Source organism: Chitinophaga rupis, from assembly GCF_900109685.1.
GTDB classification, from domain to species: Bacteria; Bacteroidota; Bacteroidia; order Chitinophagales; family Chitinophagaceae; genus Chitinophaga; species Chitinophaga rupis.
Genome location: NZ_FOBB01000010.1, coordinates 1 through 22,917, shown reverse-complemented (window position 1 = coordinate 22,917; position 22,917 = coordinate 1). Strand labels below are relative to the sequence as shown.

General features: G+C 47.1%; 22 protein-coding genes. 11 read left to right on the top strand and 11 right to left on the bottom strand.

All coding sequences use genetic code 11. From position 1 onward, the window contains the following. Positions 1 to 124 precede the first annotated feature (124 nt). Positions 125 to 1,018, top strand: a complete 894-nt coding sequence (locus BMZ54_RS27415; protein WP_089919564.1) for a helix-turn-helix domain-containing protein — start codon at positions 125 to 127, stop codon at positions 1,016 to 1,018. Positions 1,019 to 1,094: 76 nt separating this feature from the next. Here BMZ54_RS27415 and BMZ54_RS27410 read toward each other — a convergent pair whose 3' ends face one another. Beyond that, positions 1,095 to 2,066 (bottom strand): aldo/keto reductase, encoded by a 972-nt coding sequence (locus tag BMZ54_RS27410; RefSeq protein ID WP_089919563.1) that lies wholly within the window; start codon positions 2,064 to 2,066, stop codon positions 1,095 to 1,097. A gap of 162 nt (positions 2,067 to 2,228) precedes the next feature. Between BMZ54_RS27410 and BMZ54_RS27405 the strand changes: the two genes are divergently transcribed. The 3 genes from BMZ54_RS27405 to BMZ54_RS27390 all read left to right on the top strand — a co-directional run bounded on the left by BMZ54_RS27405 (position 2,229) and on the right by BMZ54_RS27390 (position 9,029). Further along, on the top strand, positions 2,229 to 3,167 hold the full coding sequence (locus tag BMZ54_RS27405; protein ID WP_089919561.1) for a hypothetical protein: 939 nt from the start codon (positions 2,229 to 2,231) through the stop codon (positions 3,165 to 3,167). Between the two features lie 90 nt (positions 3,168 to 3,257). Beyond that, a complete protein-coding gene (locus tag BMZ54_RS27400) occupies positions 3,258 to 5,615 on the top strand; it encodes a S9 family peptidase (protein WP_089919560.1) in 2,358 nt (785 codons plus the stop codon). A gap of 183 nt (positions 5,616 to 5,798) precedes the next feature. Continuing rightward, positions 5,799 to 9,029, top strand: coding sequence for an AsmA family protein (locus BMZ54_RS27390; RefSeq protein ID WP_089919557.1), 3,231 nt, complete (start codon positions 5,799 to 5,801; stop codon positions 9,027 to 9,029). 4 nt (positions 9,030 to 9,033) lie between these two features. On the opposite strand, the gene BMZ54_RS27385 is transcribed toward BMZ54_RS27390, so the two are convergent. After that, positions 9,034 to 10,116 carry a YncE family protein gene (locus BMZ54_RS27385; protein ID WP_089919963.1) on the bottom strand — a complete coding sequence of 361 codons (1,083 nt, stop codon included), beginning with the start codon at positions 10,114 to 10,116 and terminating at the stop codon, positions 9,034 to 9,036. A gap of 117 nt (positions 10,117 to 10,233) precedes the next feature. Beyond that, positions 10,234 to 10,641 (bottom strand): hypothetical protein, encoded by a 408-nt coding sequence (locus BMZ54_RS27380; RefSeq protein WP_089919556.1) that lies wholly within the window; start codon positions 10,639 to 10,641, stop codon positions 10,234 to 10,236. Positions 10,642 to 11,030: 389 nt separating this feature from the next. Here BMZ54_RS27380 and BMZ54_RS27375 point away from each other — a divergent pair, with 389 nt between their 5' ends. The 4 genes from BMZ54_RS27375 (at position 11,031) to BMZ54_RS33010 (ending at position 13,743) form a co-directional block, all read left to right on the top strand. Beyond that, positions 11,031 to 11,708 (top strand): DUF2625 domain-containing protein, encoded by a 678-nt coding sequence (locus BMZ54_RS27375; RefSeq protein WP_089919554.1) that lies wholly within the window; start codon positions 11,031 to 11,033, stop codon positions 11,706 to 11,708. 72 nt (positions 11,709 to 11,780) lie between these two features. Next, positions 11,781 to 12,380, top strand: a complete 600-nt coding sequence (locus BMZ54_RS27370; protein WP_089919552.1) for a macro domain-containing protein — start codon at positions 11,781 to 11,783, stop codon at positions 12,378 to 12,380. A gap of 44 nt (positions 12,381 to 12,424) precedes the next feature. Next, complete coding sequence (locus BMZ54_RS27365; RefSeq protein ID WP_089919549.1) at positions 12,425 to 13,513, top strand: DUF6688 domain-containing protein; 1,089 nt, start codon at positions 12,425 to 12,427, stop codon at positions 13,511 to 13,513. A gap of 83 nt (positions 13,514 to 13,596) precedes the next feature. Then, positions 13,597 to 13,743: a hypothetical protein gene (locus BMZ54_RS33010; RefSeq protein WP_156093029.1), complete on the top strand. Its 147-nt coding sequence runs from the start codon at positions 13,597 to 13,599 to the stop codon at positions 13,741 to 13,743. A 67-nt stretch (positions 13,744 to 13,810) separates the two neighbouring features. Here the strand turns inward: BMZ54_RS33010 and BMZ54_RS27360 are convergent, their stop codons facing one another. The 4 genes from BMZ54_RS27360 to BMZ54_RS27345 are packed head-to-tail and all read right to left on the bottom strand — an operon-like array spanning position 13,811 to position 17,198. Further along, positions 13,811 to 14,497, bottom strand: coding sequence for a LytR/AlgR family response regulator transcription factor (locus BMZ54_RS27360; RefSeq protein ID WP_089919547.1), 687 nt, complete (start codon positions 14,495 to 14,497; stop codon positions 13,811 to 13,813). Then, on the bottom strand, positions 14,487 to 15,530 hold the full coding sequence (locus BMZ54_RS27355; protein ID WP_143081157.1) for a sensor histidine kinase: 1,044 nt from the start codon (positions 15,528 to 15,530) through the stop codon (positions 14,487 to 14,489). Before BMZ54_RS27355 ends, BMZ54_RS27360 begins: the two co-directional genes overlap by 11 nt. Next, a complete protein-coding gene (locus BMZ54_RS27350; protein ID WP_162277684.1) occupies positions 15,527 to 16,291 on the bottom strand; it encodes an ABC transporter permease in 765 nt (254 codons plus the stop codon). Before BMZ54_RS27350 ends, BMZ54_RS27355 begins: the two co-directional genes overlap by 4 nt. 1 nt (position 16,292) lies before the next feature. Continuing rightward, the gene (locus BMZ54_RS27345; RefSeq protein WP_089919542.1) at positions 16,293 to 17,198 is read right to left on the bottom strand and encodes an ATP-binding cassette domain-containing protein; all 906 of its coding nucleotides are present in this window, start codon (positions 17,196 to 17,198) and stop codon (positions 16,293 to 16,295) included. Positions 17,199 to 17,320: 122 nt separating this feature from the next. Here BMZ54_RS27345 and BMZ54_RS27340 point away from each other — a divergent pair, with 122 nt between their 5' ends. The 3 genes from BMZ54_RS27340 (at position 17,321) to BMZ54_RS27330 (ending at position 19,033) form a co-directional block, all read left to right on the top strand. Next, the gene (locus tag BMZ54_RS27340) at positions 17,321 to 17,653 is read left to right on the top strand and encodes a tRNA-binding protein (RefSeq protein ID WP_089919540.1); all 333 of its coding nucleotides are present in this window, start codon (positions 17,321 to 17,323) and stop codon (positions 17,651 to 17,653) included. An 80-nt stretch (positions 17,654 to 17,733) separates the two neighbouring features. Beyond that, entirely contained in the window at positions 17,734 to 18,024 is a 291-nt protein-coding gene (locus BMZ54_RS27335) for a hypothetical protein (RefSeq protein WP_089919539.1), read from the top strand. 16 nt (positions 18,025 to 18,040) lie between these two features. Continuing rightward, a complete protein-coding gene (locus BMZ54_RS27330; protein ID WP_089919537.1) occupies positions 18,041 to 19,033 on the top strand; it encodes a hypothetical protein in 993 nt (330 codons plus the stop codon). 33 nt (positions 19,034 to 19,066) lie between these two features. On the opposite strand, the gene BMZ54_RS27325 is transcribed toward BMZ54_RS27330, so the two are convergent. The 4 genes from BMZ54_RS27325 to BMZ54_RS27310 all read right to left on the bottom strand — a co-directional run. Then, the gene (locus BMZ54_RS27325) at positions 19,067 to 20,908 is read right to left on the bottom strand and encodes a hypothetical protein (protein ID WP_089919535.1); all 1,842 of its coding nucleotides are present in this window, start codon (positions 20,906 to 20,908) and stop codon (positions 19,067 to 19,069) included. Between the two features lie 42 nt (positions 20,909 to 20,950). After that, the gene (locus BMZ54_RS27320) at positions 20,951 to 21,439 is read right to left on the bottom strand and encodes a molybdopterin-dependent oxidoreductase (protein ID WP_089919533.1); all 489 of its coding nucleotides are present in this window, start codon (positions 21,437 to 21,439) and stop codon (positions 20,951 to 20,953) included. Positions 21,440 to 21,779: 340 nt separating this feature from the next. Continuing rightward, positions 21,780 to 22,295 (bottom strand): hypothetical protein, encoded by a 516-nt coding sequence (locus BMZ54_RS27315; RefSeq protein WP_089919531.1) that lies wholly within the window; start codon positions 22,293 to 22,295, stop codon positions 21,780 to 21,782. Between the two features lie 322 nt (positions 22,296 to 22,617). Further along, positions 22,618 to 22,917 (bottom strand): integrase core domain-containing protein (locus BMZ54_RS27310; RefSeq protein WP_143081156.1); only part of this gene is annotated, 300 nt, incomplete at its 5' end.

The following is a 22,917-nucleotide window of genomic DNA, read 5'->3' as shown; positions in this document are numbered from 1 at the left end:
AGTTGGCAGTGGGCAGTTTTGACTGCGCGGGGGAAGTAAGAAGGGTTGTCAGAGCTGAGCATATATCAACAAAAACTGGTCTGCGCTGTTATTACAGTGCAGGCCCGTTTATAAAAGAGCGCTTATGTGGCATTTCAAAAGTTTAAGCGAATTTCATCAGATCAACGGTTTTCCGGCGCCGGAAAACCCGATGTTAAGCCTGCTGCGTTGTACGGAGCACTGCCCGATGGGGCACAACGGGTTTACCGGCGACTTTTACATGATCGGATTCAAGAAAATGAAGGCTGGGGTAATGATCTATGGAAAAACCAAGTATGATAATACAGGCGGTGGCAGCCTGTATTTCACAAAACCCCGGCAGGTGATTGAGCTGCGGAATATTGAGCTGGAAGAAGATGGGTTTGCCATTTACATGCACGAAGATTATTTAAACGGGCATGACCTGCATAATGAAATAAAGAAATACCGCTACTTTGACTATGAGGCCAATGAAGCCCTGCACCTGTCGCCACGGGAAGAGCAGATCATCTGGGAGCTCTATAACAAAATAGAAACGGAGTACTACAATAACCAGGATGAATACAGTAAGGAAATTATCCTGGGCCATATCAGCTCCATCCTCAAATACTCCCAGCGTTTTTACAAACGGCAGTTCATTAACCGTACAGAAATGTCCGGTATAATGGTTTCTAAGTTCAATAACATCCTGGCCGCTTATTTTGAAAGCGGTTTATTGAATGAGCATGGGCTACCTACGGTTAAGTATATGGCAGACCAGCTGCATGTATCACCCGGCTACCTGAGTGACCTGTTAAAGCAGGAAACCGGTAAAACAGCCATCGAGCTTATTCATATCTTCTTAATTTCAGAAGCCAAGAACTTACTGAAAGGCGCGGACAATACGGTGGCTGAAATAGCCAACACGCTTGGGTTTGAGAACCTGCCTTATTTTTCACGCTTATTTAAGAAAGAGGTAGGTATGAGCCCCGTGCAGTATAAGAAGCAAAGTTTGAATTGAGTATACATAATATACAAAAGGCTGGTCATTCATAAGAAGACCGGCCTTTTGCTATTAATACGTTGTACCGTTATCCTTACTGCGACCACCCCGTAGGCTCCCGGTCCCAGCGATGACGCTTCAGCTGATTCAACAACTTATCCGGCAGGCCGTTTCCATCACTGGCGCCCATGTTGGCTTCCACGTTCTTTATTTTCCGCATGCCGGGAATGGTGGTAGACACATCCGGGTTGCTGACAATAAAACGCAGCGCCATTTCTGCCATGGTCATACCGGCAGGGATCAGGGGCTTCAGCGCATCAGCATGTTCAACACTGCTGTTCAGGTTCTCTGGTACAAAGTAGCTGGAGCGCCAGTCGCCAATAGGGAAGGTGGTTTGTTTGGTAAAGGTGCCGGTGAGCGTGCCTTCATCAAAAGGCACCCGCGCGATCACAGCTATATTTTTTTCGCGGCACAGCGGAAAGAGGTTGTCTTCCGGCGCCTGGTCAAAAATATTGTAGATCACCTGCACAGCGTCTATCAGGCCGGTCCTCAATGTTTTCAGGCAGTTATCCGGTTCCCAGCGGTTCACGCTTACACCCCAGGCCTGCACTTTACCCTGGTCGCTTAATTTGGTAATGGCTTCTTTCCATTCATCCAGCTGCGCCCAGTTATCTTCCCACACATGAAATTGTTGCAGGTCAATGGATTCCACGCCCAGGTTCTTTAAACTTTTGTTGGTATAGTCTATAATATGATCGGCAGGAAATACCTCATCCAGCTTAAAATGCGGTTTGGAAGGCCACTTTAGGTTCTTAGGCGGAATTTTAGTGGCTACATACAATCTTTTACCGGGGTGGCGGCGTAAGGTTCGGTTTAAAATGTTCTCGCTCAAACCCTCTCCATAACCCCAGGCAGTATCAAAAAAATTGCATCCCAGCTCAATGGACCTGTCCAGCGCTTTGTTCACTTCCTTTTCTTCTGAACCTGTCCAGCCGGCCATTCCCCACATGCCATAGCCTATTTCGCTCACATTCCAGCCGGTCCTTCCAAATGTTCTGTACTGCATATAATTAAAGTTTTTGCTAAAATATACTTTTTGTGATTTTTATTCAATTAATCGTGATGGGCATAATGGTTGAAACCGGTAGCTGCCAGGCCCGGATAATAATTTATTTTGTATGGTATAAAGAGCAATAATATTATATATTGTAGGATATAATCCCACAACATGTTCTCATTTTTTAAACGTAAGAAAACAGCATTGCCGGTACCGGCATGGGCGGCCTATTTTAACAGCGCAGAGTATACTGAATTTTTGTCGTTGCTGGATAATTACTTCAAAAACAAGGGAATAGCTTATGTGTTGGGAGACGGGGAGATCATACTGGACAACGCAACTTTTGGTGCAGAAAGAATGGGACTGGTGAATGTATCTCAGGTATGTAAACAGCACCCGCAGTCAGCCTGGAAAAGCTGTATTGAAGATCATTTCAACGGTATGGAAAGGGCGTTTGCTTTCACGGATGATTTTGAAAAACGCTGCCATGACCTTTCGTTTGCCAGGGACTATATAGGCATACGGCTTTATCATAACAGTTACGTGGAGAATATCGATCCCGGTCTTATTATAGGAAAACCGCTGGCCGGTGATCTGTTCATGATGCTGGTCTTTGATCTGCCCAATACTGTTATTAATGTAAAGCCGGAGCAAACCATTCCCTGGGGCTTAAGTGATGATGCGCTGTATGAGATGGGCATAGTTAATATGCGTGAAAAATACCTGTCTCATAATTCCCTGGAACAGCTGGGGGATATTACCATCCGTTTTGTGCAGGGCGATCATTTTTTTGTGCCGAATATTGTTTTTGACCTTGAAAGAATACCGGAATATTTAGGCACGCATGGATCATTGATCGGTATTCCACACCGGCATGCAGTGCTCATTTATCCCATAGAAGATCTGAATGTAGTGAAAGCCATTAACCAGCTGATACCCGTTATTTCCGGCATGAATCAGGAAGGTCCCGGATCTGTCAGTAAGGGCTTATACTGGTATTACAACGGACAGCTTACCGGGCTGCCTTACAGCCTGGAAGAGAAAAAGCTGAATTTTTATCCGCCGGAGGACTTTTTATCTGTCTTAAACACCCTGCAGGAGCCCCGGTAGTCGGGCGGCAGCTTTACCATTCGTCCCGATCCTCTTGCAGGCATTTCAGAAATTCCTGTATATTCAGCCCCAATATTATCTTGTTATCAAATGAACAAAATCTTGATCGCTGTGGCCTGTATGGCGGTAACTACCGCCGTGGAGGCACAAACCAACCAATCATTAACCGTACAGGATTACGCCCGTGCAGAAAGCATGCTCTCTTACAATACCGAAGCGCTGATCGACCGGAGCACTGTTGTACCTAACTGGATGCCAGGTGGTAAGTTCTGGTACCGCGTATTAACCGCACAGGGGAGTGAATTTATATTGGTGGATCCGGTGAAAGGCACCCGCGCACCGGCTTTTAACCACGAGAAATTAGCCGCTGCCATTGCAAAAGCCACCGGTAAGCCTTGCTCCGCCTCCATGCTGCCTTTCATGTCCTTTAACTTTTCGGCAGATGGGGAAGCCATTGTTTTCTCATCCCGCGGTAAACACTGGAAATGCGACCTGCAGCAATACAATTGCGAAGCAGATAACAATACACCTGTTATCGATAACAATAATGCCCTGCCTTACAACCGCAGGAATCCTGCTCCCGGCAACGAAGTAGTATCGCCGGACGGGAAGAAGGCCGCCTTTATTAAGGAGCATAATTTATGGGTGCGCGATGTGGCCTCTAACCAGCAAACGCAGCTCACCACAGATGGGGTGCAGGACTTAGGTTATGCTACCGACAATGCCGGCTGGAGCAGCAGCGATAAACCTGTGCTGCGCTGGTCGCACGATTCAAAAAAGATTGCCACTTTCCGGCAGGATGAACGCAATGTGAATAGCATGTACCTGGTTACCACCAATGTGGGCGCACCCAGCCTGCAGGCCTGGAAATACCCGCTGCCGGGGGATTCTACCATCATCACCATTCAGCGTGTGATCATTGACGTAGAAAATCCAAAGGTCATTAACATACAGGTAGGCCCGGATGCACACCGCGGTACTTTAAGCGACGACATTTCCAGCAGCGGTACTTTCGACGATGTGGACTGGAGCGATGATAATACGCAGCTGGCATTTGTTTCCACCTCCCGTGATCATAAGGAAGAAAAGCTGCGCATCGCAGATGCCGCCACCGGCGCAGTACGCGAGGTGCTGGAAGAAAAAGTAGCTACGCAATATGAATCCGGCCAGGGCACTATTAACTGGCGTTACCTGAAAAAGTCCAATGAAATTATCTGGTACTCTGAGCGTGATAACTGGGGCCATTTGTATTTATATGATGCCGCTACCGGTAAGCTGAAGAACCAGGTCACCAAAGGAGATTGGGTAGTAACTAAGCTGATTAAAGTAGATGAAAAGAACCGGGAGCTGTATTTTATTGCAGATGGCCGCGAGCCGGGCAATCCCTACTTCAGCCATTTTTATAAAATAGGTTTTGACGGGCAGCATTTAACATTGTTAACACCGGAAGAAGGCAACCACCAGGTAACGCTTTCGCCTGACAACAACTATTTTATTGACAGCTATTCACAGCCTAATATACCGCCGGTAACTGTGCTGCGTAAAATGGATGGCAAGCTGGTAACCAACCTGGAAAAAGCCGATGTAAGCCGGCTCACCGCCACAGGCTGGCATGCAGCCAAACCTTTCTCAGTGAAGGCGCACGACGGCAAAACAGATATTTACGGCTTGCTGTACACCCCCTCTAACCTGGACCCGCAAAAGAAATATCCCATTATTGATTATATCTATCCCGGGCCGCAGGGCGGCAGCGTTGGCGGCAACTGGTCGTTCGTAGCCTCCCGCATTGATCACCAGGCCCTGGCCGAGCTGGGTTTTGTGGTAATGGTGCTGGAAGGCACCAGCAACCCCCTGCGTTCCAAAAGCTTTCACGATATGAGTTATGGCAATATGGCGGAAAATACCCTGCCCGACCAGGTAGGCGGCATTCGCCAGCTGGCAGCGCAATACAGCTATATTGATACTTCCCGTATAGGCATCTGGGGACATTCCGGCGGTGGTTTTGCAACTGCCTGCGCCATGTTCCGCTACCCGGATTTCTTTAAAGTAGGCATCTCCGAATCCGGCAACCACGATAACCGTAACTATGAGGATGACTGGGGCGAGCGTTATAACGGCCTTGCCGCCAACTCTGATTACAACGCGCAGGCTAACCAGAACTACGCCGCCAACCTGAAAGGCAAGCTGTTACTGGCGCATGGCATGATGGATAACAATGTGCCACCCTACAATACCTTACTGGTGGTGGAAGCGCTGGAAAAAGCCAATAAGGATTATGACCTGATCATCTTCCCGAACAGTAAGCACGGATATGGCGCCTATACCTATTATATGATGCGCCGCCGCTGGGATTATTTTGTGCGTAACCTGCTGCATGCAGAACCGCCAAAGGAATACGACCTGAAAATGAAGATGGACCCGCGGAATAGCTTTGGTACAAGGAATTAAAAAAGGTTTTATGACCGCCACACATAAAAGGCCCGGCAAACGCCGGGCTTTTTCTTTTCCGCTGGTTTTCAATAATAACTGCGCTATCCGTCGGGACATCCGGCCGGTTGATCTTTTTAACACCGCTTTATATTGCCTGTGCCATATCTTTGCCCCTGAATTACCGATGTGCGATCATAACCTATGAAGAAGATTACGCGAAAAAGACTGCTCCGTCTTATACTGATTCCTGTTGTTTGTGTGCTGGTGCTGCTGGGAATAGCAGCCGCCATTTTGTACTCACAGCAACAACGCCTGGTTGGGTTAGCGGTAAAGGAGCTGAACAAACAGCTGCCTGGTGAGCTGGTGGTTGGCAGCAGCAATATCTCCCTTTTCCAGAACTTTCCTTACATCTCCATTGGTTTGCGGCAAGTGCGCTTTTACGGCAGCAAGCAGCAAACCGGTAAGCCCATTTATGAAGCAGAGCGTATGTACGTTGGCTTTAGTTTGCCCGACATTCTGCGGCAGCAATATCATGTGAAAGTGATCCGGCTCAAGAACGGTTCCCTGAACCTGGTAAAGGACAGGGCCGGCCGCCTGAATATTGTAGAAGCCAGCCGTATAGCACAGGATACTACCGCTGTCACCGATACCACCGCCAGCCCGCTGGACCTGGATATTAAAAAAGTAGTACTGCGTAATATGCGCATTGCTTACCTGGATAAACAAAGCGGGCAGCAGCTTACGGTACAAATAGAACGGATACAATCCGCATTGCGGGCAGATGACACTCAAATGCTGGCCGGCCTGGATGGTAAAATGCTCATAGACTTTACCCGGCCCGGTGATACCACTTTGTTCCGCAATAAAAAGCTGCAAACCTCCATTAAGCTGGCTTATAATAAATCCTCCCAACTGCTGCAGCTGCCAAAAGGCACTTTGAAGCTTGAGGATGCGGTGTTCAACATCACCGGCTCTGCAGACCTGCTGCATGGCAATGATGTGGACCTGCACATTAAAGGTGATAAGCCGGACCTTAAACAGCTGTTTGCCTTTGCGCCGGAATCTGTAGCCAAACAGCTGGAACATTTCAAATACGCCGGGCACCTGTCTTTTGACGGTAAGGTAAAAGGTAAGCTGACCGGCGGGCAAATGCCACTGATAGAGCTGTCTTTCTCCTGTTCCGATGCCTGGCTGCATAATACACAGGCCGATAAAAAGCTGGATTCCCTGGCCTTTAAAGGATATTATACCAATGGCGCAGCGCGTTCCCTGAAAACATCGGAGCTGCGTTTGTTGAACATGAATGCCCGCCCCGGACAGGGCATTTTCCGCGGCAATTTCATTATGCGCGATTTTACAGACCCCAAGGTGCTGATGCAGATAGATTCTGACCTGGAGCTGGGCTTTGTGGGCGATTTCCTGGGTATTGCCGACCTGCAGCGCATCACCGGCCGCATTTTACTGAAAATGAACTTTAAGGAGGTGGTAGACCTGAGCGTGCCGGAACAATCCATGGGCAAGCTCACACAGGGTATTCAAAGTGAGCTCACCGTAAAGGGGCTTACTTTCCGCATTCCTGGTTATCCGCACATCATAGAGCACCTGAACCTGCATGCGGACATGCGTAATGGTTTTGTAAAGATGGATTCCCTCTCGTTTAACCTGGGGCATTCCGACTTTCACATGAATGGTTCTATCAGCGACCTGCCGGCCCTTTTTCACAAGCAGCAAAAGCCGGTGCTGGTTATGCTTAAGGCCAATAGCAATAAAATGATCATGAAGGAGCTGCTGGCCTTTGATACCGCTAAAATGCGCAAGGCGCAGGAAGAGATCTATGGCTTTAATATAGGCGCTTCGCTGGAAACTTCTGTGAATGAGCTGCGGCATCCCAACCCGCTGCCAAAAGGTAAGTTTAAGATAGAGCAGCTGCGTGCATCGTTCAAACATTACCCGCATGCATTCCACGATTTTGGCGCAGAGCTTACCATCAATGACACCGCTTTGCTGCTGCGTAATTTTGCCGGCTTAATAGACAGCAGCGATATTCATTTCAGCGGCCGTGTAATTAACTATGCCCTGTGGTTTAATAAAGTAATGCGGGGCAAAACGCAGGTGGCTTTTGACCTGAAATCACAGCACCTGGCCATGAACGACCTGTTAGGCAAATACAGCCGCACCTATGTGCCGGCGGATTATCATAATGAAGTAGGCCGCAACATCTGGCTGCGCTCCAAAATAGACCTGCGTTATGATTCCGCGTTCCGCTTTGCGAAAATTAAGATCGCCAATATTTCCGGCAGCCTGCAAAAACATGCCTTTGAGCTGGATAGCATCAGCGGCATTGTAAAAATAGGCGCGGATAATTTTATAAAGATCGATACGCTGAAAGGCAAGATAGGCCGCAGTGATTTTGACATTAATATGCGCCTGTATGCCGGTAAGGATACCACGCGCCGGAAAAAGGAGAATTTCCTGCGCTTTAATTCCCGCTTCCTGGATGTGGATCAGCTCACCAACTATCAGCTAACAGCAGCTAAGGAAGCTGCTCCATCCATTTCCAACATGCCGGTAGCCACCAATGCAGTAGCCAAAACTTCTGCGCACGCTAAAGCATTTAATATTTTTGAGGTGCCGTTCATTGATTTTAATGCCTCGGTAAATGTAGGCAAGATCAAGTATCACCGTTTATGGATAAAAAATCTCTCCACCAATGCGCGGATGCTGAGCAACCAGCACATATACCTGGATACGCTGAACCTGGACATAGCAGAAGGCAAGCTGGCCGCCCACGCACATTTCAACGGCAGCAATCCTGATAAGATCTATTTAACCAGCAGGATCAATGTGCAGGATATGAACATAGAAAAGATGATGCTGAAGCTGGATTACCTGGGGCAGGATTATGTGATCAACAAAAATATCAAGGGCCGCCTTACCGGCCAGATAAAGAGCTACGTACAGGTACATCCTGACCTTACGCCGCTGATAGACCATTCCAAGGCGCAGCTGGATGTAGCTATTTACAACGGTGTGCTGATAAACTTTGCGCCCATGCAGGCCATGTCGTCGTACTTTAAGGATAAGAACCTGAACATGGTGCGCTTTGATACGTTGCGGAATAAGCTCACATTCAAGGATGGTGCTTTATCCATCCCGGCCATGAATATTAATTCCTCCCTGGGCTTTATGGAAATTTCAGGGAAACAGTCGCTGAATATGCAAATGGAGTATTACCTGCGCATTCCCATGAAGATGGTTACCTCCGTGGGTTTCCGCATGCTGTTCGGTAAAAAGCAGGAAGAGGTGGACCCTGACCAGGTGGATGCTATTGAATACCGCGACAAGGATAAGAAGATCCGTTTTATGAATATTAAAATTACCGGTACGCCGGATAATTATAAAGTAGGTTTGGGTAAGGGTAAGAAAGCGTAAGCGCTTACCTTACCTGCCCGATGCCGAACTGGTTGCCGGCGCGTACGGCCTTATTACCGCTGAACTGTACCTCTACCATTTTCTCGCTGGCTACGCTGTTATTAAATTCATCCGTTAGCGTTAGCAGCACCTTCCGTGTTTTTACATCGATCACTTCCCCGCTGGAAGGGTAGGCATATTTGCCATCTATGCTGAAGGTAACCCAGCCGGGCATATCCTGCAGGGGAATGGTAGTAAGCTGCTGGTAGGGTGGTGTAGCGCTGAACACGTGCAGGCGCATATTGTGGCCGTCGCATACCCACAGCTCTTTTTCATCCGGCGTAAGGCCAATACCATGGCTGGGATTGCCATGGCGCCGTACCGGCCCCATTTCCCAGCCCTCTACTACTACATGGGCCAGCCTGGCGCCGGTTTTCAGGTCGCCCACTTCAAAGCCCAGCAGGCTGTCAACGGTTACATATACACGATCTTCTTTTCCATTCACCGTAAAGGGACGTATATTATTGGCAAAGGGACCTGCTTTGCGGGCGAGGGTATGCGTTTTGGTATCCGCAATATATAGCCAGGGGCTGCCAATATCATCCATATACACCTGGTTGCCGGTAGCGCTGTAAATGGTGTTGTGCGCACGTTTATATACTTCTATCTTTTTAATGATGTTACCCGTTTTACAATCCACCACATTCCAGAAAGTATTTTCCAGTGAGGGCAGGTACATGGTAAGTCCATCCGGGGAAATAGCCATACGGTCGCAGCCTTTTTCAAAAGGTTTTTCCCAGATTATTTTATCCGTAGTAAGGTCTATACGCTGCAACGATTCCAGCGTGCTTATATAAATGCTGTTAAGCGGAATGCTTACGGCTATGCCTTTTACATTGGATGGGGTACCATCGGGGTGCAGGCCTTTTGTAGGGATCCTTTTCACAAAACGGTGATGATCATTGATATCAAACACCAGGATGCCATGGCCGCCATAACCCAGGTAATCGCGGATGCCGGGCGTAGCCACATAGAGGTATTGTTTGTTTTGTGCGCCGGCAGCAAAAAAGGAGAGGAGCAGCAATAAATAAAGGATACTTTTTTTCATAACCTGCTTTTGATGATACGTGGATGCTACCGGTAAAATATCACATTTCAGGCAGGTTTTTATGGAAAAATAGCATTCCATACAGGGGTGGAATGCTATTTATTTACATAGTATTCATTATTTACGGTCCCCCAGGCGAAAGCCGGGAACAGCATAAAAGTCTACTTCATTATCAAAAAAGTAAGCTGCGTTCTTGTTATCATCAACAGTGGTCAGGAAAATATCGCCGTCTGCATCCTTGCCTATCTTGCAATCAAATGTTTCATCCGCTTCTTTCTGATCGTTCTTATACAGCAGCAGCTGTACTTTGGCAGCGGTTTCGCTGCTAACCGTTACTATCAGTTTTCCGTGCTCCCCTTCATCATTGGGCAGGGCATGTGTGGAGGGCGGGTTATACTGCTCTACCTCGTAAAGGGTGTAGGTACCGGCAATACCGGCTGGCGTGGGTACATCATCATGATCTTTCTTACAGGATACAAATGCAAGAATGGTTAATGCCAGAAAGGAGGTCATCAATTTTTTCATATGGTGTTGTTTAAAAGTGTTACTATCCTGCGCTCATAAGCGCACGTGCATGCAGGTCTTGGGTTACCGGGTTACAGTACTGCTTGTGTGTTAGTTCCTATGCTGCAATTAAAAATAAGGGGCAAATATAATTGTTGCAGCAACAGGAACCAATAGGGGCAAGGCTTACAAGAAAAGAAGGTGGAAAATTTGTGCAAATTGTATCTTTGACAGGATAAGGTAAAACCTATACCAAACATTTAACCCTTTTGGCCTTGCACAGGCCTTTGCAATGATAAAGTTTATTGGTAGGGGTGGGACATCAATTAAATAAATTACCACTTATGCGTATTTTATTATTACTTTCTCTGTTAACTATTATTCATTCACCAACTTTTTCACAGCATAAAATGAGGACTGTAGAGGAACTGATTAATACCAAAGAGCCGGGTTGGCAGTATGTAAAGGAATGGATTGATTCTGCCACCAATAAGGTAGAAATATTACCATGCAATCCGGAGAAAGGGAAAGATGCTTTGTACAAAACACAGGTTACTACCCGCTCACCAATGGGGGCTATAATTTATATGACCGGCGGCTTGCTGGTAGATCATGGATGGATCCGCATCCTGGGCTCCGGGCATGCAAGGCTTAACAGAACATTACCGGACTGGAATAAAGGCAAAACCTTTAATGAGTTTGGAGAACAGCCACCATACCTGCTGGTAGCAGACGATGCAATTGGCGGTTTCTTTGCCATTAATGGCGGCGTTTTGGGGAATGATCCCGGCAAGGTCTATTACCTGGCGCCTGATAACCTGGAATGGGAGGCGATGGACATGACCTATTCTGATTTTCTTTCTTTCTGTTTTACAGGAGATCTGAATAAGTTCTATGAAAACCTTCGCTGGAAGGGTTGGGAAAAGGAAGTTGAGCAGCTGGATGGCGCCAAGGTATATAATTTTTATCCTTTCCTATGGACAAAGGAAGGGGAGGATATAAATACAGTTTCAAGGAAACCGGTCCCGGCGGAAGAACAGTATAGCTTGAATATGAGCACGCGGGTGCAGCTGGGGATTGGGCATTAATAGTCAAAGTGAGTTCAATAATCCTATTTTACCTATATACAGGTATTAATGATAAACATACAATTTTAATACATGAAGATCATACTCGCCGCAATTGAATCCAAACTCCCTGACGCATGGAAAGAATTTTTTGCAGCAGAAGAAAATGTAACCATCATGGAAGCCGATATTACAAAGCTGCAATGTGACGCCGTTGTAAGCCCAGCCAACTCTTTCGGTTTTATGGACGGAGGGCTGGACTATGCACTTTCTGAACGCTTTGGCTGGGACCTGGAAAAGCGGCTGCAGCAATTAATAAAAGCACTTCCGGAAGGGGAGCTGCTGGTAGGCCAGGCAATGGTAATAGAAACCGGTGATAAAACGGTGCCATTTTTAATATCAGCACCTACTATGCGTATCCCCACCAACTTTAATATTGATACTTCCGTAAACGCCTACCTGGCCATGAAAGCCATTCTCATCAAGGCAAAGCAGGACGATCGGATCTCTTCCGTTGCAATACCAGGCCTTTGTACCGGCGTAGGACGCATGCAGCCTATCATTGCAGCCCGGCAAATGTTTCAGGCTTATAAAGAGATCATGTTAGGACAAAAGATGGATTTTAAAACTTTTGGCGAAGCGCAGAAATATCATTGGAACATTAACCCGCAGGGGATGATCTGGACGCATTGATACTGCACTTAAACAACCCTTATACCTGTTAAATATCATTATCCTTGGAAAAGATCTTACCATTCCTGATTATATCCTCACTAATAATTTTTATTGACTTTGCTGCTTATCTAATAGGCTGGAAAGGGATCGTGCATAGATATATTATTACACTGGCAGAGATAGGAGCGTTGTTGGCAGGCCCCTGGGCTTACGCAGGCTGGGGTGCAGGCAACGTTTGCTGTGCGCAGGATGAAATTGATACTGCGGCTTTTGCCTCCCCGCACCAGCTAACTGTTATTACTATCATTGTGCTGGCGCTGGCCGCTTACGGATATTCAAAGTTCAGGAAACAACTGGCTACACCGGTAATGGAAGTAGCTGTTAATGTAGCGCTTATAGCTGGTATTGTATTCAATATTGTGCTCTCGTTTCATATAGTCAATAAGCTTTTTGTTGCGCTGGGAACAATACCCATTATACTATTGGGCTTATTAATGTTGATAAAGAACCAGCAGCTTTTTATAAGCCAGCATACATATGAAAAAGGCGCCCCCTACAAAAGGACAGAAGTTTGGGCATGGAAAATATTATTAGCCCAACCCCTGATCAAATTTCCATTATTACTGCTCCTCTGTTTGCCCTTCCTGGTAATAGTGATCATTTTTCTGTTACTCTTTGGTCAAAAACCGGATTCCATTATCCGTGCATTTACAGAAACCTATCACCACAACTTTTCCCAATGGGACTATAAATGCGATAACGTAGAATGCGGCGGCCACTACCTTTGCTCCGTAGCTGCCAACGGGCATAAACGCCTGGTAAAGCCGGTACGCTACGGAACCCGTAATAATGGCATCATTATCTGTAACCGGCAATTACTGGTAGCTAACGCATTTGAGGAGCTGTTGCAGGAAAGAATGCCGGCCGTACACCGCTCTGTAAGAAAGCAATACAATAAAGTAGGTAACCTTATCCATCGCTACTACAATATTTTCAACAATAAGATCATTTCAGACATTGTGTACATTATCATGAAACCCCTGGAATGGTGCTTCCTGCTGGTGCTTTACACCTTCGACAGCAAACCGGAGAACCGCATTGCCATGCAATACCTGGGTAAAACAAACCGGGCAGCAATTACACCGCAGTAAAAACCCCCTTTTAACAGGATTACCTGCTATTTTCTTTTATCCTATTTTAGATGCTATTATCAACCTTTTAACCTTATTGGATCATGAAAAAGAAAGCATCTCAAAAATTGCAGATCGTGAAGATCAAAATTTCCAAGCTGAGCAAAACCAATGCGCCTGCAGAGAACAAACAACGTACTTTACCCACCACACAGTTTATTTCCTGTGGTGAAACTTACTGGGTTTGCTAATTACAGCCTGAACACATGAAGCTTTTAACAGGAAAGGTGAATGAGCAATTTTGTTCATTCACCTTTCTTATTTTACGATCAGCCCATAAAACCCTTTCCGGTACGTTTCTGAAACGGGTATGATCATTTCCCCAATCTTGATCCCATCCCGCTCAATAGCATCGATCTTATCAATAGCCACCATATACGATTTATGTACCCTGCAAATAATGGCAGGCGGAATTTCCTGCTCAAACTCTTTGAACGTTTGCAGGGTCATAATACGTTTATGCAGGGTATGAATACGGCGGTAATCCCGCATACCTTCAATGTACAGGATCTCCTGCAGCAGTACTTTTTCCAGGCGGTATTCCGTTTTTACAAAAATGAACTTCTTTTCCGGTACAGCAGCCTGTTTGGAGAGGTTCTGTTTTGCTTTTTCCACAGCCTGCAGAAAACGTTCAAACGTATAGGGTTTCAGCAGGTAGTCGGTTACATTCAGGTCAAAGCCTTTGAGGGCAAATTCATCATAGGCGGTAATAATGATCACTTCCAGCTGCAGGCGGGCGCTTTCCAGCAGCTGAATGCCGGAGAGCTCACCAATATTAATGTCCAGGAACACCAGGTCAACCGGGGTAGCTTTCAGGAACACCAGCGCATCTACGCCATTATCAAAAACGGTTAGCAGGTTCAGGTACGGCAGCTTCTGAATATAGTTCTTCAGCCGTTCCTGCGCCAAGGGCTCATCCTCCACTATAATGCAGTTAATTTTCATGCGTATGCAATATAAGGTTCACTTTATAAATGCCCCCCTGCTGGGTAATAGCTAAAGTATGTTTGTTTGGATACAGCAGCGCCAGGCGTTTTTGCAGCAGCGTATGTCCCAGTCCGTTAGCGCCTTCAATGGGATGGGGGGCTAAGCTGTACCGGTTCTCACAGTCAAATACCAGCCTGCCGGCCTCAATGCACAGCTGAATGCGGATGGCATTAGCCGTTCTTTCGTGGGGGGCATGTTTAAAAGCGTTTTCTATGTAGGGGATAAACAGCAGCGGCTCTATCATCAGGTTACCGGTTTCTCCTTCCACAGAATAATGTACATAATCCGTATTGGCCGTACGGATCTTTTGCAGGGCAATATACTTTTCAATATAGGCCAGCTCTTTGGACAGTGGTATCTGTTCCGTTTTGGTTTCATACAGCATAAACCGCATAATGTCCGACAGCTTGTTCAGGTAAAGCGATGCCTGCGCAGCATCTTTTTCTATCAGCACATCAATATTATGAATGGTGTTGAATAAAAAGTGCGGGTTCAGCTGCGATCTTACCAGCGCGAGCTCCGTTGCATGGTTCTTTTGCGTAAGCTCCTCTTTTATACGGATGTCGCCATACCAGGATATAAATCCCCGCATCACCAGGCCAATTACACCATGTATGCCGGCCAGCAGCGCCAGGAAAATGGTCATCCACATCATTTCCCGCCAGTCTGCACGCGCGCCCCAGGTGCCGGGAATGGAGAGCATTAAAAGCGTAATAACGGCACTGCTTAACATCCCCAAAAGACCAAAAAGCAACAGCGCCTGGAACCGTTTAGTTTGCAGGAAACGGGTGAATAGCAGGCCATAGAAGCAATAAAAGCCCAGCACCCCGGGTAAAAAGCTGAAAATGCCTGCGCCTGACACCAGCCATATGTACAGCATATCTGCAAAAGTTCTGTGCCCCCTGGTAGAAATAAGCATGAACAATGATACCAGTAATATATAAGTGGACCAGTATCCTAAATGCAGCAATATAACAGCGGACCTTTTCAAGCTTTCTGCTTTTTATAATAATACAATAACCAGCTTGCGATGGTAAACCCGCAAAAATAGCTGAGGGGTAAGGTATATAGCGCTGCAGCCGGTTGTTTGCCAATAAATTTGAGTGTTCCGTAAATGTAAGGAATAATGTAGCCATATTTCCACTTCGCTGCTATGATGGAAGCCGTTAACAGGGCCAGCCCAACGCCCACCGGCACCAGGAAGTTCCTGAACTGCAGGCTTAATAAATATTGCAGCGCTACAATGGGCAGGCATGCTATAAGGAAATGGCCGCTACCCCGCAGGTAAGCCGCAACGGGGAAGGCTGTACGGGGAAAAGGTATCTGCCGGTTAAACAGGGCAGGTACCACCCCGGTAAGATAGATGCCGATGTTGAACAGCAGGAAGAATTGCAGCAGCATTACCAGGATCACTGCCAGCTTAGCGCTGAAAATAGTGTGCAGCTTTTGCGGGGTGCTGTGTACCAGCTTCCAGGCATTGTTCTTTACTTCCAGCTGGGTAATTAAGCTGCTCACCAGTATTACACCCATGGGCAGTAACAATACGGCCATGTATTGCCAGTTATCTTTATACAAATGCTCCCAAACCTGGGGGGATGCATTAACCGCCGCCGAATCAGCCGCATACACGAGCCGCTGAAATAGTACAATGGCCGGGATAAAAAATGCGCCGCTTATGGTAAGCCAGGAGGCCAGGCTGTGGCGGGTCTTCAGCCATTCGCTTTTAAAGCTGTAAAAGAAAGATAGTTGCATGTTAATGATTAATAAGGTCCATAAAAGTGGCTTCCAGGTCATGGTGCTGTGCATGAATGCCATATACATCAATGCCTGCCAGTACCAGCTGCCGGTTAATAAGGGCTATCTTTTCTTTGGTAACACCCTGCATCAGCAGATGCCCGTTCGCTGCCGCCACATGCACTCCCTGCGCTTGCAGCAGCTGCAGGCTTTGGGTATTATTATTTGTACTGATCAATACCGGCGCCTGTTGAGTGCTGCGCATCAGCGTTTCCAGCGTATCCTGAAATAACAGCTTTCCTTTGTGAATAATGCCGATATGTGTGGCCAGCTTTTCAATTTCCGGCAGCAGGTGGCTGGATATAAGGATGGTAATGCCCTGCTCCCGGCTGATGGTTTTCAGCAGCTCCCGCATTTCAATAATGCCATTGGGGTCCAGGCCATTGGTAGGCTCATCTAAAATAAGCAATGCAGGACGGTGTAGTAAGGTCATGGCAATGGCCAGGCGCTGTTTCATACCCAGCGAGAACTGTCCGGCTTTTTTATGCCCGGTATTAGCCAGGCCCACCAGCTGCAATACTTCGTGTATACGTTGGCTTGGGCAGCGGTAAATAGTTTGCAGCACCTGCAGGTTTTCCACCGCGCTTAATTGGCTGTATAAAGAAGGGCTTTCGATCAGGGCGCCCACCTGCCGCAGTACCGCCACCCGGTGCTGCTCAAACGGCTTCCCAAAAATAGTGATGTGGCCCTGCTGTTTTTTTAGTAAGCCCAGCACCAGTTTCAGGGTGGTGGTTTTACCGGCGCCATTAGGCCCCAGGAAGCCGTAAATGCTGCCCTGCGGCACCTGCAGGTGAATGTTGTCCAGAGCGGTTTCCTGCCCTGTAAAGCGGTAGGTGAGTTGGGTTGTTTCCAGGCAAAAGGACATGTGACAAGGTTTGTACATTTCAAAAATAGCCGCTTTATGCAGCGGGCTGCCGTGTGTTTTGTCATATGCGGGGGTTTATCTGCAAAAGGGGTGTTTTGTTCTGCAACGCGTATCTTCGCCCTATGGCAACGATAGCAGATTTTGAGAAACTGGATATACGTGTAGGTAAGATCATTACCGCAGAAGATTTTCCGGAGGCCCGTAAACCGGCCTATAAGCTCACCATTGACCTGGGCCCGGAGCTGGGCATTAAACGCTCATCCGCACAGATCACTAAGCATTACACCAAAGAAGCGCTGCCAGGTACCCTGGTATTATGCGTGGTGAATTTTCCGCCCCGGCAAATAGGGCCATTTATGTCAGAGGTGTTAACCCTGGGCGTGCCGGATGACAATAACGAGGTAGTACTTATTAAGCCGGAGCAGGAGGTACCCTTGGGTGGCAGATTGTATTAAAAGCATTTAAACAAAATACTGTCCCTGGCTGTTTATTGAGCATAACTGTTCCAAAATAGCTTACCCCCAAAAAAATTACTATGGCCAGGTATGGTAACATTCTTTCCCTGTACAATTGCAGTGATACAGATGCTGCAAAGGTGATCCCCGTGCTGCAGAACAAACAGGTGATCTTTCAGCAGGTGGACCACACCTTTTTTATAGAAAGCACCTCCAAGGACAATACAGCAGCCGTGGTAGACGGCATCAGGACATTACAGCTCAGCTTCACTTTTTTTCATGACAGCAATCCTTTTAAATCAAAATTGTTTTACAGCGATGATATAGATCCGCAGGTGATTGCGGCTATCAACAGGATCTTATTTCAATAACCACCAAACCCCAGATATGAATTGTAAATATTACCTGCTGTTGTTTGCGCTGCTGCAGGCAGCTGCGGTTATGGCCCAAAAGAACGGGTTCAGGGATTTTATACAGGTGTATCCGGTAGGGGAGGATGCGGACATTAACTTCCGCACCAGCTACGTGAAGTATGAAAAGAATGTGCTGTTTGAAGCCAACCCCATTGTACGCTACAGTTTTTCCAACAACATTTTGCAGGGCCTGGGAGACGGGAAGCCACATGTACGGGCCTACTATGCTTCTTTTACACCACAGGTGCGCATGTATACAGAAAATTCCCTGCCAGTGAAAACACCCTCTTACCGTATTCTGCTAGGCACGCAGCAGGTGTTCCGGCTGGGCAATAACCTGTTCACCATATCGCTGGAAAGCGGCCACTACTCCAATGGGCAGGCCGGCAGCGCATTTAGTGAGCAGTATGAGGATGGCTCCCCGCAGAGCGATAGCATTTACAGGCTTATTACACCCAACACCAACCTTTCAGCCATCCTGAACCGCAAAAGCGGCAACTTTTCCACCAATCTTACAGAGCTGGTATTTAACTACCGCATAAATAAGCTGGATGATGTAACCCCCAACCGCATTCACTCCCTGAAACTGGGCGCGCTGTTTTATCACGACCGTTTCCTGCAGCTATTTAACTTTGGCGGCTTTTCTGATGCAGATATTAAGATCTATGGGCGGGTAAGATTGCTGGGCGGATATGAATACAGCAAGGTAAGCCCCAAAGGCGTGCGGCATTGTTTTTTTGAAAATGCAGAATGGATCTTTGGCGCGCACAACTGGGTAAATCCCTTCCGGAGCGAAACCGGTTACCGCATTTACCCCTTTCACAATATGCGGACCTTTGGCTTTGTAGCCAAATTCATACACGGGCACGATAATTACAATTTCCGCTTTGTGGACTCCGGCACGCAGGGCAGCATAGGTTTTACCTGGAGCAACTTTCCGCCGTTCCCAATTAAGAATTTGGATTAACGTGCCACACTTCAAAGGTGTGCCACACATAAGTTACGTTTTCTGGTAAAAATCTGCCCCAACGGCTGTTTTCCGTGCACTGCCGCTGTAGCCATGTACCCAGCCCAGGCGCTGTATATCAAAGGCCAGCACTTTGGCATCGCTTTCTTCTTTTGCCAGGCCGGCATACCCTAAAGGCATTTCCACGCTTGCTGCAGCCTGTAAAGCCTTTTGTTTTCCAGGTACCTTCAAGTCCTTGTCTGCGGCTACACCTCCAAAGCTCAATTTTATTACCCGTTCTATGAAAGCAATTGCACCTAACTTGTAGTTGGCATGTGCAGGAAGGGCGTTTATATTGATGGTTATTTGGGCTAAATTTTTTCCGGCAGTAAAAAGAGTCCCGAAATTTTCCAGGCCATACTGTACACCTGCATTCCAGTGTGCCTCCCTGTTTTTATAAGCCACCCCTTTATCAAACCACTTACTGTAATGCTGCCCGGAGGCCCATCCTTTTCCTTCGGAGCTGGTAGCATCCACAGGCTTTTGATTTTCATTGCCGGCTAAATGGTCCTGTACTCCTTTTGTAAATCCGCTTTTATAATCGCCATGCCCCATTAATACACCGGCTTGTGCGTGCATAGCGCTGGCATCCCCGCCAAACTGTTCCGGTTTCAGGGAAGCTGGGTTTCCATGAACTTTCACTTCCACAATCCAATCCGGGTTTAAGTATTCCAGGAATAATTCCCTGTTCTTGACCACAGAGCCTTCATAGTTATATTTTGCGGTATTAGGTGGAGGAACTGTTTTGAAGGCCTTGCCGCTTACGTTATCATCGATGCCTGCCAGGTGTGCCGGGTTATTGAGGGGAGTATAATGGTTAATAAGCATTACCTGTTTGGGGACTTTAGCCAGGTCAATTTTAAGGCGTACGCCATCGGCGGAGGAGAATGATTCCCCGTCATTACTATACACGGCTTTTTCCCGCGGGCTGGCTGAAAGGCTTAATCCGCGCTGGTGCAGGCCGCTTCCTTTCCAGTTATGCAGCACGGCCAGCTCCTGTACGCTTAGCGGGTCTCCCTTTTTTCCACGGATCTGTTCTATAACATCCTGTCCATCGCTGGGGTCCATCAGGTTTTTGGGTATACCTGCAGCTTGTGACAGCATTTGCCAGCGGCCGGTCATGCTGCCAATGCTTAAAAATTCCATGAACTGGTAAAAGCTTTTTTCCACATATGCATACCGCCGTGTAGGCACGCCAACATTATCTTCTACATATTCCTTTTCAGGCTTATCAAAACGGCTATACTTGGTGCGCAGGTCTTCAGGATGGTCGGGCCCTACCAGGTCCGGTAAATAGCTCCCCTGGTCCGACATTAAAGTAGCTACTACCTGGTTACTGCCGTTTTTCACCACGCGGTCGCCATGTTCATCTTTTTCGCCTAATACCAGCTCCCCGTTGCTAAAGGGCGGTATTTTCCTCAATTCCGCAATGGGATCAAAACTTTTTAAAAGAGCCGGGTAATCCGTCATAACGGTTTTAACCCGCGCGTCTTTTTCCGCCTTGGCAGGTGGCCCTGTTAAGCCAGATGTATTGGGCATGGTGGCCAGCGTACCGGTTTCAAAAAGTGCTTTTTTATCTTTAAATGCAGCCCGGATGGTTACCAGCGCATCGCTTACTTTTTGTACATCCCTGGGGTCAGCGCCATGTTCAGGAAAAACGCTTAGCTTTTCTTCATTCACCCGTTGTATAACAGGCTGCCGCTGAAGGGGAGCAGTGGATGTTGGAGCTTGCTTTATATAAGGCCAGGCTACTGCCGGCAGCTGCCGGCCGTTTGAGCGTTGTTCCGCTGCTGCGCGGCTACCGGTATGCGCCGCTTCTTTATCATTGTACTGCATGGGCAAATTGAGGGATCTCTTTGGCCTTTAAGTTACGAATATTTAATCCTTCGCAAACCTTACCACCATTTCCACCACCTGGAAGCTGCTGCGGGCAGGTTTCTTCTCGCCCGGCACCACCAGCCGCAAAGGACCTTTGTCTGCCGGCAGGGCATGCCCGTCTGTTTCATTGGCCAGTATCACCTGCCGGTCTGTAAAGCTGCTATCCAGCTCCGCCAGGGAAAACAGCACTTCATAACCATCCGCACATTTTACCATCAGGTATTTGCTAAGGTTCTTGCCCCGCAGCTGTTTACCCATGGTAACGCCGGCTTTTTCCAGGATGGCTTGCAGGGGCGTACCGGAATAGGAATGGTCTTTTCCATCCCGGTCCTTCAGGTTCACGGTAATGCGGGGCCATTGCGCTAAGCTGTCAACATAAATAGTAAGCGGCGTAGCTACCTCTCCGGATATTTTTACAGCCGGCTTTTGCTGCGCCAGTACCGGTAATGTACATACGTTTAAAAACAGGAACAGGATATATAATTTCATGACTATTGTTTTATAAATGGATCTGAAAATCGGGTGTCTGTCTGTATGCCCTGGCATTTGGGCGTATGGAAAGGTGGTGGTGAAGCAAAGTGCGATGAGTAAATTTTTGACCATAGCCTCCTGTAAAATTTGCCGTTGTATTATTGAGTATATAACGATAAATATAGAACGATTTCGGCTGATTTTGATCCAGGTCGTTTAGTTTAGGGTTAAACGTCCTTGTAGTTCACATAATAATGCCCTGGAGGTTCCAAGGTCCCGGATTCTTTTTTGTGAAAACCTCTTCCTGGCCGTTCGTGTGACGGCCTTTGAATAGTATGGATCAAATGGCGTATCGAGTTTATTTAGCTAGTTCAACCGGAATTTTCCTTTCTTCCAACAGTTCATCGATGATAAAAGCTATCGCTGAAAAATTATATGTCAGATCCTTCACTGTAGCTGCAAAATGCTCCTCATCCAATACAACCCAACCTTCCATAAGCGTTAGCGGGCCAAGATCCAGGCGAACATTAGGCCATTTCATTTCAAAAGCCTTGAACCTCATCCTGAACGCAGTGGCAAAATCCCGGCTCTTTATCTTATAGCCCGTCAATTGCCTTAATTTTAAGGCATGTATGTTATAATACAGTTTGCCTGTCCGGGCCGATTCGTCGTTCACCCAGACAGAGAAAAAGATGGATTCCTCGAAGGGCCTTGCCAATTGTGACGCATTGATCCAGGATCTTTTCTGGACTTTCAAGGCCACAGAATGCAGCCATATCCCAACTTTGGATTCCAGCTTTTTTTCGCTGAAATGCTGCTGATCAAGATCATTGGCAATTTTCTGAAATTTATCCAAATAGTAGGCTGTTTCCATTCCGTAGTCGTTTCGCTCCTGAAAATACTCAAAAAAGCGCTTAACTCATTCCAGGTCTCCGGCTATACGGAATGCCTGCTGTTTGTGACCATAACAGCCCGGGAGACCCGCTTCTTCATACAAGCACATAAGAGAATCTATGCCACCATTTCAATCCGCGGAGGCGGTGAAATCACCTTGCCAGTTCCTGGTGCATCTGTCGTCTTATTGCCTGCCGATTGTCAGATAAGCTATATATAAGCCATATATAAGCCGTATCTAAGCTATATATGTCTTGTCCTGGAATAGGTTTACACGTTGGTTAAATAATCCTGTTTGAAGTTTACAATAGCTTGCTGTAATCCTGATTTTGGTTTACAGTTCGTTTTTTTCTTGTTTTCCATCGGGATAGTAGGGTTCCCTTCTGAGTAGCGGCCTGCTCCGGCGTCAGATAATTACAGCTGGCATGAGGCCGTTGCTGGTTGTAAATCCGGATAGCTGCTGTAACAGCGCTGGCTGCTTCTTCGTAGTTGTTAAACTGTCTTGCCAGGTCAAACTCTGATTTCAGAATGCCATTCATCCGCTCTGCTATTGCATTTTCATAAGGATCTCCTTTCTCTGTCATACTGATGGCTACTTCATT

Coding starts and splice junctions, on each gene's coding strand:
- BMZ54_RS27415 (WP_089919564.1), top strand. CDS start 125: ATGTGGCATTTCAAAAGTTTAAGCGAATTTCATCAGATCAACGGTTTT.
- BMZ54_RS27410 (WP_089919563.1), bottom strand. CDS start 2,066: ATGCAGTACAGAACATTTGGAAGGACCGGCTGGAATGTGAGCGAAATA.
- BMZ54_RS27405 (WP_089919561.1), top strand. CDS start 2,229: ATGTTCTCATTTTTTAAACGTAAGAAAACAGCATTGCCGGTACCGGCA.
- BMZ54_RS27400 (WP_089919560.1), top strand. CDS start 3,258: ATGAACAAAATCTTGATCGCTGTGGCCTGTATGGCGGTAACTACCGCC.
- BMZ54_RS27390 (WP_089919557.1), top strand. CDS start 5,799: ATGAAGAAGATTACGCGAAAAAGACTGCTCCGTCTTATACTGATTCCT.
- BMZ54_RS27385 (WP_089919963.1), bottom strand. CDS start 10,116: ATGAAAAAAAGTATCCTTTATTTATTGCTGCTCCTCTCCTTTTTTGCT.
- BMZ54_RS27380 (WP_089919556.1), bottom strand. CDS start 10,641: ATGAAAAAATTGATGACCTCCTTTCTGGCATTAACCATTCTTGCATTT.
- BMZ54_RS27375 (WP_089919554.1), top strand. CDS start 11,031: ATGAGGACTGTAGAGGAACTGATTAATACCAAAGAGCCGGGTTGGCAG.
- BMZ54_RS27370 (WP_089919552.1), top strand. CDS start 11,781: ATGAAGATCATACTCGCCGCAATTGAATCCAAACTCCCTGACGCATGG.
- BMZ54_RS33010 (WP_156093029.1), top strand. CDS start 13,597: ATGAAAAAGAAAGCATCTCAAAAATTGCAGATCGTGAAGATCAAAATT.
- BMZ54_RS27360 (WP_089919547.1), bottom strand. CDS start 14,497: ATGAAAATTAACTGCATTATAGTGGAGGATGAGCCCTTGGCGCAGGAA.
- BMZ54_RS27350 (WP_162277684.1), bottom strand. CDS start 16,291: ATGCAACTATCTTTCTTTTACAGCTTTAAAAGCGAATGGCTGAAGACC.
- BMZ54_RS27345 (WP_089919542.1), bottom strand. CDS start 17,198: ATGTCCTTTTGCCTGGAAACAACCCAACTCACCTACCGCTTTACAGGG.
- BMZ54_RS27340 (WP_089919540.1), top strand. CDS start 17,321: ATGGCAACGATAGCAGATTTTGAGAAACTGGATATACGTGTAGGTAAG.
- BMZ54_RS27335 (WP_089919539.1), top strand. CDS start 17,734: ATGGCCAGGTATGGTAACATTCTTTCCCTGTACAATTGCAGTGATACA.
- BMZ54_RS27330 (WP_089919537.1), top strand. CDS start 18,041: ATGAATTGTAAATATTACCTGCTGTTGTTTGCGCTGCTGCAGGCAGCT.
- BMZ54_RS27325 (WP_089919535.1), bottom strand. CDS start 20,908: ATGCAGTACAATGATAAAGAAGCGGCGCATACCGGTAGCCGCGCAGCA.
- BMZ54_RS27320 (WP_089919533.1), bottom strand. CDS start 21,439: ATGAAATTATATATCCTGTTCCTGTTTTTAAACGTATGTACATTACCG.
- BMZ54_RS27315 (WP_089919531.1), bottom strand. CDS start 22,295: ATGGAAACAGCCTACTATTTGGATAAATTTCAGAAAATTGCCAATGAT.